The 9,576-nt window shown below is 63.7% G+C and carries 11 protein-coding genes; 2 read left to right on the plus strand and 9 right to left on the minus strand.

Going from position 1 to position 9,576, the window contains the following annotated elements; genetic code table 11:
• Positions 1-61: 61 nt before the first annotated feature.
• Complete coding sequence (locus ABY454_RS11195; RefSeq protein ID WP_372930714.1) at positions 62-1,105, minus strand: GlxA family transcriptional regulator; 1,044 nt, start codon at positions 1,103-1,105, stop codon at positions 62-64.
• 129 nt (positions 1,106-1,234) lie between these two features.
• On the opposite strand from ABY454_RS11195, the gene ABY454_RS11200 reads away from it, so the two are divergent.
• A complete protein-coding gene (locus tag ABY454_RS11200) occupies positions 1,235-1,798 on the plus strand; it encodes an OsmC family protein (protein WP_372930716.1) in 564 nt (187 codons plus the stop codon).
• 37 nt (positions 1,799-1,835) lie between these two features.
• Here the strand turns inward: ABY454_RS11200 and ABY454_RS11205 are convergent, their stop codons facing one another.
• From ABY454_RS11205 to ABY454_RS11220, 4 genes are all read right to left on the minus strand, one after another.
• Positions 1,836-2,348, minus strand: coding sequence for a DUF1697 domain-containing protein (locus ABY454_RS11205; protein ID WP_372930718.1), 513 nt, complete (start codon positions 2,346-2,348; stop codon positions 1,836-1,838).
• A gap of 18 nt (positions 2,349-2,366) precedes the next feature.
• Positions 2,367-2,729, minus strand: coding sequence for a hypothetical protein (locus ABY454_RS11210; protein ID WP_372930720.1), 363 nt, complete (start codon positions 2,727-2,729; stop codon positions 2,367-2,369).
• Between the two features lie 87 nt (positions 2,730-2,816).
• A complete protein-coding gene (locus ABY454_RS11215; RefSeq protein ID WP_372930721.1) occupies positions 2,817-3,995 on the minus strand; it encodes an acyl-CoA desaturase in 1,179 nt (392 codons plus the stop codon).
• Between the two features lie 122 nt (positions 3,996-4,117).
• On the minus strand, positions 4,118-5,134 hold the full coding sequence (locus tag ABY454_RS11220; protein ID WP_372930722.1) for a hydantoinase/oxoprolinase family protein: 1,017 nt from the start codon (positions 5,132-5,134) through the stop codon (positions 4,118-4,120).
• A 53-nt stretch (positions 5,135-5,187) separates the two neighbouring features.
• On the opposite strand from ABY454_RS11220, the gene ABY454_RS11225 reads away from it, so the two are divergent.
• A complete protein-coding gene (locus ABY454_RS11225; protein WP_372930724.1) occupies positions 5,188-5,970 on the plus strand; it encodes a HisA/HisF-related TIM barrel protein in 783 nt (260 codons plus the stop codon).
• A gap of 107 nt (positions 5,971-6,077) precedes the next feature.
• Here ABY454_RS11225 and fae read toward each other — a convergent pair whose 3' ends face one another.
• From fae to mch, 4 genes are all read right to left on the minus strand, one after another.
• Positions 6,078-6,587: a formaldehyde-activating enzyme gene (gene fae / locus ABY454_RS11230; protein ID WP_372930725.1), complete on the minus strand. Its 510-nt coding sequence runs from the start codon at positions 6,585-6,587 to the stop codon at positions 6,078-6,080.
• Positions 6,588-6,780: 193 nt separating this feature from the next.
• Positions 6,781-7,629 (minus strand): triphosphoribosyl-dephospho-CoA synthase, encoded by an 849-nt coding sequence (locus ABY454_RS11235; protein ID WP_372930727.1) that lies wholly within the window; start codon positions 7,627-7,629, stop codon positions 6,781-6,783.
• Positions 7,626-8,561, minus strand: coding sequence for an ATP-grasp domain-containing protein (locus ABY454_RS11240; RefSeq protein ID WP_372930729.1), 936 nt, complete (start codon positions 8,559-8,561; stop codon positions 7,626-7,628). Before ABY454_RS11240 ends, ABY454_RS11235 begins: the two co-directional genes overlap by 4 nt.
• Positions 8,562-8,567: 6 nt before the next feature.
• Entirely contained in the window at positions 8,568-9,533 is a 966-nt protein-coding gene (gene mch, locus ABY454_RS11245; protein ID WP_372930730.1) for a methenyltetrahydromethanopterin cyclohydrolase, read from the minus strand.
• Positions 9,534-9,576: the final 43 nt, after the last annotated feature.

Here is a 9,576-nt window from a genome sequence, read left to right on the forward strand (position 1 = left end):
GCGAGCGCGAGGCGTGGCGCATCCTCGTGGAGAAGATCGAGGACTTCTACAAGCACGCGGACTAGGCGCGCGGTTTGGGAGCATCGTTCGCGCCCATCAATGGGCGAAACATCTTGCGATACTGACCCGGTGTCAGGCCGGTGGCGCGCTTAAAGAGCCGGCGGAAGAAGGCGAGGTTCTCGTAGCCGAGGTCGGCGGCGATGGCCTCGAAGGACATCGCCTCGGTTTCCAACTGCCGCTTGGCTTCTTCCACACGCAGGTTCTGCACATAGCCGATCAGTGTCGTGCCTGTCGCGGCCTTGAATCGCCGCTTGAGCGTGCGCTCAGGGATACCGGAGACCGCGACGACTTGGGTGACCGCATCAGCGGCACGGCAGTTCGCTTCGAGCCAATCCTCGCATTGCCGGACCACGGAGTCGGCATGCGGTTGCTGGCGCACCAAGGCGGCGTAAGGCAGCTGACCTTCGTTGTGCCATTTCAGCAGATAGACTTTGGCGATGCGCATGGCTTCGCCGGGGCTCAAATGCCGCGCGATAATATGAATAGCGAGATCGTGCCATGAGGTGGTGCCGCCCGCGGTGACGATGTGGCCTGCAGGATCGGCGAAGACCAGTGCGGGTTCGGGCCGAAATCGCACTTGTGGGTAGTGTTTGCGGAACAGGTCCGCGTAGCCCCAGTGTGACGTGGCCTCCTTGTTGTCGAGGAGCCCGGTCGCGGCGAGCATCACCGAGCCGGAGCAGGCGGAGTAGATGGCACTGCCGTCATGGTAACGGCGCCGCACCCAGTCCAGAAGCGCCGGGTAGCGCCCTTTGAAGTCATCGTCCGGCGCCAGCCACAGTTCCGGCAGGATGACGATCTCCGCCTGAGGATCATCGGCGATGTCCAAATCGGGGGCTACCGGCACCCGGTTGCCACAGACGAACGGCTTCGTGAGGGGCGAGACAATGCGTGGCCTTATGGAGCGCGCGTCGGGCTCGGCGCCAGCCAACGCCTGCCAGAGGCTACCCGCCGCCGCCAGCACATCGACCATGCCGTAAAGGGCCGAACCCGCTGTTTCGGGCACGGCCACGATCAGAGCATCGATGGCCTCGGTCTCTTGGGGCATGGGCCGATTATGGCACGAATGGACCCTTTTTGACGAAAAGCGACCTGAGCCTCGGGGCATGGCCTTTCTACCTTCTCGGGTAGACGGCCGGCCGATCGGCGGCTGGCCGGAGCCAAGAAGGAGGAGACCATGAATATGCAGCAGACGGTCACGATGAACGGTTTGGACGTGCAGGCTGCGACGGAGACGGTCGCGGCCCTGAAAGCGGACGCCAGTCTGGCCAAGTTCCAGTTTCGAGCGCGCAACGTCTGGGTGGACGGCGGTGAGAACCGGTCCACGATCCGCGGCTTCTATGGCGTGGGACGCGAGGACGACTCCCGCACGGCCGACTTCGAATTCGTGAATGGCGAGCCGCCCGTGCTGCTCGGCAAGAACGAAGGTGCCAACCCGGTCGAGTTTCTCCTGCATGGCCTCGCCGGATGCGTCACCACCACGCTGATCCTGCACGCGACCATGCGCGGCATCACCATCGAAAAGCTCTCCACCGAGTTGGAAGGGGACATCGACCTTTACGGTCTGCTTGGCCTCGATCCCGAAGTATCGCCCGGCTACCGAGAAATCCGCATCCGCATGCACATCGAGGCGGACTGCACGGATGAAGAGCTTGACGATCTGCTGGCGGCCGCGAAGGCCCACTCTCCCGTGTGCAACACGGTCTGCCGGCCCGTGCCGGTCGTGCTGAACCGCGCGTAACGAGACAAGGCGCGGCCCCCATGCGTGGGGCTGCGCCTTAGATCGCTGCCGCCATCGCCGCGAGCTTGGCGATCGTATTCATGTTGCGTGCGGTGCCGGTCTTCGCCGCCGGGATCTTTAGCTTCGATGTCCCCATGCCGTCGCCGTAGTTCACGTAGACTTCGCGGACGCCGAGCGCGACCTCTTCGTTTTTCCGTCCCGACAGCGTATCCAGCGTATCGTCCGGCGGCGGCGCATCGAGAAAGATCGCGAGCGTTCGGTTCGGCGCGGCATTCGGAAAGGGGTTGTGCGCGAGTGCCGCCGCCATCTCGGCCGCCGTCCGCACTATGACGCCCACGGGCTTGCCGGCGTAATTGTGCAAAGCCTCTTCGAGCTTTGCTTTGACGGTCCCTTCGCGCGCCCTCGTTGAGAACACCACGTTGCCCGAGGCGATATAGGTTTTCACGGACGAGAACCCGAGGCCCTCGCACATGGCCACGAGTTCGGACATTGGCAGCTTACCGGTTCCGCCGACATTGACGGCGCGCAAGAGTGCGACATAGGCCATCATGCCGGCGGGAACCTCAATCTACTCGACAAAGCCGAGATCGGGGTCGTTGAAGCGCGCGTCCACACACGCATAGCCGTTCCAGAAGCGGTACTGGCCGCAACTGCGCGGACGAACCGGGGCGAGGATGATGGGCTCTCCGGGCGCGGCCACCACGCCGGTTTCCTCATCATACGCATTGCGGCCCCGTGTTGGCCAAACCCCATGACGGAGGTAGTAGCGCCGGCGCCAGCCGACTTTCTCAACCGCTGTCATATCGGCTGAAAACGACGTCATCGCCGATGTCATGGCTGGAAGCGGGCTGGCCTGCGCATCGTGAGCACGAAGTCCAAGAACAAGACCGCTAGCAATCAGGGCAGTGGCGCAAAGGGGGAGAATACGCATGTGACGCTCCTTGGTTGGGTCTTCCTTGCCGTGCTGTTCTAGCACGATCGGCCGCACCATCAGAGTGTCAGGGCAACGCGTCAGGCTTTAGGCGCTTGGCTGGCTTTCGGCGCCGGCCATGAGCTTCGCGCCCACCGAGGTCAGTAGCACCTCATAGGCCCGGTCCGCGATCTTCTCCAAGGATTTCGTCTTGGCAAACATCGTGCGCGCCTTGGCTGCAAGCTCATCGCGGCTCGGCATGTGCGGAACTTGCGGGAGATGCATGGCCGCCAAGACGTCCGCCGAGCGGTCTTGGGCGCGGGCGAGCTGCTCTCGCAGGGCCGCAAGTTCCGGCCTGTGCAGGGCAGTGGCGATGGAGCTCGCAATCTTCTCCGAGTTGAAATGGCCTGCGAGCTGTTCGGCCGCGCGGTTGATCACGCTTGCGCCGAGACCGTGCTCGTTTCGAACGACTTGCTTCGGGGGCATACGCAAATCCCAAACAAGGCCGGTCCAAGACAGTGCCTTCAAGATGTAATAGGTCGGATCCCACTCATACCAGCGAAAGCCCTGCCGGACGCTTGATTGGAATGCGTGGTGATTGTTGTGCCAGCCTTCGCCCATGGTGAAGATGGCCAAGAGCCAATTGTTGCGGGAATCATCGCCCGTCACGTAGCGCTTGCGGCCGCTCACATGGGCCAGCGAGTTGATGCAGAACGTGCCGTGATAAACGAGCACCGTGCTCCAGAAGAAGCCGACGAACAGGCCCGGCCAACCGGCGATCAGGAAACACAGAAGCGCGAGGAGGGCCGCCGGTAGCAGCTCGAATTTGTGCAGCCACCGCAACTCCGGATAGCGCATGAGATCGGCGACGCTATCCTCGTCGAACGTGTCGTGCCGCCGCGCGAAGATCCATCCCAGGTGGCTGTAAAGGAAGCCCGTGTGCCGCGGGGAGTGTACGTCGAGCTCGGTGTCGGAATGCAAATGGTGATGGCGGTGCTTGGAAGCCCACCACAAGACGCTTTTTTGCGAGGTGCTCTGGGCCAGCACGGCCAGGACGAACCGGAAAGCCCGGCTGGTGGAAAAGGCGCGGTGCGAAAACAGCCGGTGGTACCCGGCGCCGATGGCGAAGATGCGCAGCCAGTACAGCGTCACGCATAGAATCAGAGATTCCCAGGTGACGCCCGACCAGATCGCGCCGAAACAGGCGAGGTGAACCAGGACGAACGGGATCGCCGACGGATAGACAATATCCTCGTGGTGGTCGATGGGGCCGCTGTCGCTGGGCATAAACTGGCTGTCCTCTTCTCGGTGCAAACAACGCGTTGCAAACGCCATTTTTGTCGGATTCGGGGGGAAAGGCCAGGGCCGGCCAAATGTTCTGCCCCTTCCATCTGGGCCTCAGGACGCCACTATACAAGCAGCGCCACGGCCACGGCGGGTGCGCAGGTTGCGGCCATTTCACGCGCATCGTCCGCGCAATCGATGATCTCGGCAAAGTCCCGATAGGGGCGATCCAGGCGTTTAGCCAAGTGTTGGGCCACGAACCGGCCGCAGCCGGCCCCGATGACGGGCGCTTCGGCGCGGAGGCTCTCGCGGGCGATCAGCACTTTGGCGTCGGCCTCGATCCGGTCGAGCTGGCGCCGGCCCAGAAAGTGCGCCAGCGCCTTCCAGGCGATGAAGTCCGCCTCGTCGGCGTCCCGGCCCAGCATGCGCGCCAGGCGGGTCGCGCTTTCGTCCAGGTCCTTGCCTCGCCCGTCCGTCGTCTCATAGGGGTCGGCGTCCACCGGCAATTCGCCGGTCAAGCGATAGACGTCCGACATGGTGGCAAAACGCTCGCCGGCAATGCCTTGTAGGCGTCCCATGAAGGGCGCTTCCTGCGCGATCGCCATCACCGGGGTCCGCACCACACCGGCATAGATCAGTTCGCCCTCGGTCATGCGTTCCCCGTCCGTCTTGCCCACGGCGTTGGCGCTGCCGTCTTTGAAGGGAATGAGGTCGGTCGTCGTGGTCCCCACATCCACGAAAAGCCCGTCTTCTTGCTGCTTTGCGGCGAGCGTGGCGCTGGCATGCCAATTGGCCGAGGCGACGGTCTGCCAGGCGTCACGCACCTGATCGGCGCCGATCAGCCCATCGCGCAGGCTGTAGAACAGCGTGTCCGCGCCAGTGGTCTTTTGCATCAGCCCTGTGAGATAGGCGACGCCCGCTGCCCGCGAGGGGAATACGTCCGACAGCTCGCCTGTCATGGTGACCGCGTGCCGGCCGTTCGTGGGCGCAGTCTCCAGCGCCTCGTTGAGGGCCTGGTTGAATTTTTCGGGATCAGCGATGGGCGGGCAGGGGATTTGCGCCACCGAAACGACCCGGCCGTCCTCAGCCCGCGCCAGCTTTAGATTGGCGCCGCCTAAATCCCACCCTAAAGACGCTCTCATTCAGCCCTCAATCCAAGTCATGATAAAAGGAGCGACAAGAGGCCCGTACCGCCATGACGCTTCAATCAGAGCTCACCACGGCCACGCTGGCACAAGACTTCGCTGTCATCCCCGTGCTCGACCTCAAGGATGGGTTAGTCGTCCACGCGCGCGCGGGCAAGCATGCACATGCCGGCAAGCGGGCCGAATACCGGCCCATCGCCACGCCATTCGGGCCGCCCCACGACGGCGCGGCCATCGCCCGGGCGCTGCTGGGCATCACGTTTTCGCCGGCGCTCTATATCGCCGATCTCGATGCCATTCTGGGCCGGGGCCGCAACCTCGATATGTGCCGCCATCTCGGCCAAGCGCTTCCGGGCACGGAATTGTGGATCGATGCGGGTTTTGCGCAAGTGGGTGACTGCGCCGCCTGGCTGCCGCTTGGCGCCACCCTCGTCGTCGGCAGCGAGACGATTGCTGATCTCGCCGCCTGGGAGGACTTGCGCGCGGCGTTCGGCCAGAACGTCGTCTTGTCGCTCGATTTCGACGAGCAGGGCCTACGCGGCCCCGAACGGCTCCTGGCCGATCCGGCCCTATGGCCCAAACGGGTGATATTGATGAGCCTGGGGCGTGTCGGGACCGAGACGGGCCCCGACGTGGCGCGCCTGGAGGAGACGCTACAGCGCGCCGATGGCCGGGAGGTCTATGTGGCCGGAGGCGTCGCCGGCCTCGACGATCTCGCCGCGGTGGAGAAGCGCGGCGCCCGCGGCGCGCTGGCCGCGACGGCGCTGCATTCGGGCGCCCTTGGCCAAAAAGAAATCGCCGCCCTCGTGAGAGAGCGGCGATCTCAGGTCTGATGGGCGGTTAGCCCTGTGTCTTAGAAACCAAGCTTTTTCAGCAACCGCCGAATCGGGCCCGGCCCACATTCTCCGCCGGGAGCATCCCGATCGGGGTCCTCTCCTTTTCAGCCAGCGGCGAAAGGATGGGCTGCGGAATCCTTCTTGGCGGTCACGTCGGAGGCCTTCGGCTCGCCGGCAACGGCGCGGGCGATGGCTTCCTTGGTAGCCGTGTAGTTGAAGTCCTGGATCTTCTTGTCGTCCTTGGCTTCCCAATGGATGAACACGCCAACGCAGACATACAGATCGTCTGCCTCGTTGGCGGGGATCACACCCTCGGCCACGGAGTCAGCCACGGCCTTGGCCACGGCGTACTGCGCAGGGCCAAACATCTGAACGGCCTGAGTGGCGTTCTTGATGGTGACCTTATTGTAAAGGATCGTTGCCGGCTTGCAGAGCAGGTTCGGCGCGACAACTGCGAGCAGCGTCGTGAAACCATCCTTGTTGTTGGTCAGCGCGTTGCAGAAGGCCGTCTCGACGGCGCTACCGCGGGGACCGATCAACAGATCGATATGAGCAACTTCGTTACCGTCGCCGACGAGAGACTCGCCAACGCAAACACCGGTGATTTTGGCCATGAGCCAACCCCTCCCTAAATACTGAGACGTGGTCTAAAAACTAACAAAACGGCACCGCCGGCCCATAGCCCGGCGATACGCCGTCGCAACTCGTAGTCAGAGCTCCGCGCTGGTGAACATAAGGCCGGGCGGCAGGGATGCAAGCCGATATTGGCAGATTTTGCCGCCGTTTGGTCTTTCCCGAGGGGGTGGTTTACAGGCCCTGAAGCGCGGCCGCGAACAGGGTCGCCACGGTGAGATCGGCGGAAGTCCCCGGATTCAGCCCCCGTTCCTTTAAAGAGGCGTCGAATGCGTGCAGCGGGGCGGCCATGTCCTGAGGCGCGGCGCATTGGGACAGACCGGCCTCGATGGGCCGTGCCTCGTCGCGCACCTCACTTGCGGCCTCGCTCCCGAATTTGCGCTCGATCAGCGTATCGGGGATATGGGCCAGGAAACCCAGATAGACGTAGGTCGTCACCCAGTGGACCGAGCCCCAGCGCCGTCGGCCGCCCTCCAGCCATTTCAGTCCGAGGTCGAAGATGTCCACGAAGCCATGTGTGTAGTTCCATGCAATTCTGTCCTTCGTCTCCGCCGCGCTCATGGCTTCCAGCAATGTGACGTCCGGCTCGCCAGCCACGTCGTGCGCGGGCGCGTTCCCGAGCCCGCCGGGCTCGGCGGTGCGGATGGCGCGATAGGCGGCACGCGCGTCCTCGACCGTGAGGCTGTCCAAGACGGCGCGGAGCCGCGCATGAAGGTTGCCGGGGAGGGGGGCGAGTGCCGCCTGGGCCAGCGGCGCGGCCAGAAGGATGATGCCGAGATTTGTGTTCTGACCGACGGCTACCTGCGTCGCCGCCACCGCCTGCTCGATGCGGGCGCCCAGGTCTAGCCCGGCGTCCCCCATCGCGGGCGCGGCCGCGGCGGCGCTTTTCTCGAAATCGGCCACGCTCATCCCATGACCGTCGGCAAAGCGGTGCACATTGCCCGGCTTCAGCGCATCGAGTTCGGCAAGGCAAGCGTCAAGGAAAAGCTGGGAAACCTTCTCTGGGCTTAGGCCGGACGTCACGCTTCCTCTTCGGCGTGGCTGAGGGCCGGAGGCAAGCACGCGGCGAGAAACGCATCGACGACCTGATCGGAGATGCCGGACCGGGTCACACGCTGAAGTCCGTTCCACGCCGGCATGGAATTCACCTCCAGTACCAGGAACTGCCCGTCGGGCGCCTGGATAATGTCGACACCGGCATAGTCGGCGCCGACACAGGCCGCGGCACGCAACGCAAGTTCGGTAAGGTCCTGGCTCGGGATCGCCGCCTTAGCCCGCGCGCCTTGCTTGATGTTCGTGATCCAACTGGGCCCATGACGGATCATAGCGCTAATGACCTGCCCCGCGCAGACAAAGAGCCGCCAATCCTGATAGCGATCCGTCGGCGTCGGCACGAACTCTTGCAGGTAGTATGTGCCCTCCACCTCTTCGGGCGGCGACAGATCCGCGGGGCTCTCAATCAGCCGCAAGCCTTCGCCTTGCGCACCAAACAGCGGCTTCTGCACCAGCCGGTGACCCTCCGCGGCAAGGCGCGTGACGATCTCTTCTGCATTCGCGCGATCAACGCCAGCGAAGGTGCGCGGCGTCGGCAGCCCCGCCTTTTGCAAGAAGAAGGTGGTGGTCGACTTGTCCACGCAGCGTTCGATGGCGCGCGCATCGTTCCACACCGTGACGCCGAGCTCGCGCAAGCCATGCAGCAGGCCGAGATAAAGCGTCACCTGCTCGAAACTGCCGCCGGGAATGAAACGCACAAAGGCGCCTTCAGGCCGATGGTCGCCAAGGCCCAGAATGGCGAGTCCCGTCGCGGTCTCCGTGGAGAAGCCGCAACGCGCCAGCGGCGCGACGACCGGCTTGATGCCCCGGCGCTTGAAGGCGCGTAACAGGCTCCGCCCATGCCAATCGCGTCCGTCGCCGAACAGGACGATGGACGGATTGGTGGTCGTCTTGGCTGTCATTAGCGATCAGGTGGTGAAGGAGCGCTGCAACACGGCGTCGTCGATCTTGCCGCTGTGGAAGCTCTCGCCGGTGTCAAGCGAACTCACAATGACCTTGGCGGGGCTGAACAGCATCGGATCGATTTGATAAAAGTCGCCTTTCACTGCGGCAAACGTTTCGGCGAAGGGCTTGCCGTAGTCCTTCGAATTGGCGCTCGGCAGTTCATTGGCGAGTTTCTTGGCCGCGTCGGCATCGCCAGTCACAAAAAGCTGGACGCAACCGGCATAGATGATGGCGTCATTGGTGCGCCCCATGGCCTCGATGAAGCCGGGCGTTGGCGGCGGCACGGGCACGGTGGCGATCCCGTCGACAATGTCCGCAAGCGGGTAGTGCAGCTCGTGCGCTTTATGCAGCGCGACCTCGAGACAGCGCGCGGCGATCTGCACGGTGCCGGCAAGGCTCGACGTCGGCGCAAACAGGATCGTCAGTTGCGCCGGTTTGATCTTGCAGGCCTTGGCAATCTCCTCGACGAGCGCCGCGGGCGGCGCCTTGTCCGCCTCGATGACGATCGTGGCGCTGTCGGCCTTGTCGCGATAGCCGAGTTCGTCGAACAGCTTCTCCGAGGAGCCGATGGCACGGGCCGGCCCAGAGCCGAGCACGTTGAACTTCTTGCCATCTACGTCGGCGGACAGACTCCAGCCCGCATATTGCGAGCCGAGACAGGCGAGCACCGGCTGGCTGGTGTGGATGGTCACCATGAATGGCCAAGGCTTGTCGGTGTCGATCGTTTGGAACGTCACCTGACCAAGCCCACCAAGGCATACTTCCGAAAGAAGCCGACCGGCTTCCAGTCCACCGACGACGTCCACGCCGCAATCGATCAGCGTTTCGCCCAGCGAGCCTTTGGTCACTGCGACACGCAGTGCTTCGGCATTGTCGATAATCTTGCGCACCAGCGGTGCGACTTGGGCATTGATACTCGGCAGTCTCATCTCTTGTTTTGTGCTTTTTTTGTTCTTGTTCTTGCTCAACTCA

It is taken from the genome of Methyloceanibacter sp. (assembly GCF_041573655.1).
Taxonomy (GTDB): domain Bacteria; phylum Pseudomonadota; class Alphaproteobacteria; order Rhizobiales; family Methyloligellaceae; genus Methyloceanibacter.

What these genes read in the sequence shown, in the direction of transcription:
- ABY454_RS11200 (WP_372930716.1), top strand. Translation starts at nt 1,235, where the DNA reads ATGAATATGCAGCAGACGGTCACGATGAACGGTTTGGACGTGCAGGCT.
- ABY454_RS11195 (WP_372930714.1), bottom strand. Translation starts at nt 1,105, where the DNA reads ATGCCCCAAGAGACCGAGGCCATCGATGCTCTGATCGTGGCCGTGCCC.
- ABY454_RS11220 (WP_372930722.1), bottom strand. Translation starts at nt 5,134, where the DNA reads ATGAGAGCGTCTTTAGGGTGGGATTTAGGCGGCGCCAATCTAAAGCTG.
- ABY454_RS11240 (WP_372930729.1), bottom strand. Translation starts at nt 8,561, where the DNA reads ATGACAGCCAAGACGACCACCAATCCGTCCATCGTCCTGTTCGGCGAC.
- ABY454_RS11215 (WP_372930721.1), bottom strand. Translation starts at nt 3,995, where the DNA reads ATGCCCAGCGACAGCGGCCCCATCGACCACCACGAGGATATTGTCTAT.
- ABY454_RS11205 (WP_372930718.1), bottom strand. Translation starts at nt 2,348, where the DNA reads ATGATGGCCTATGTCGCACTCTTGCGCGCCGTCAATGTCGGCGGAACC.
- mch (WP_372930730.1), bottom strand. Translation starts at nt 9,533, where the DNA reads ATGAGACTGCCGAGTATCAATGCCCAAGTCGCACCGCTGGTGCGCAAG.
- ABY454_RS11210 (WP_372930720.1), bottom strand. Translation starts at nt 2,729, where the DNA reads ATGCGTATTCTCCCCCTTTGCGCCACTGCCCTGATTGCTAGCGGTCTT.
- fae (WP_372930725.1), bottom strand. Translation starts at nt 6,587, where the DNA reads ATGGCCAAAATCACCGGTGTTTGCGTTGGCGAGTCTCTCGTCGGCGAC.
- ABY454_RS11225 (WP_372930724.1), top strand. Translation starts at nt 5,188, where the DNA reads ATGACGCTTCAATCAGAGCTCACCACGGCCACGCTGGCACAAGACTTC.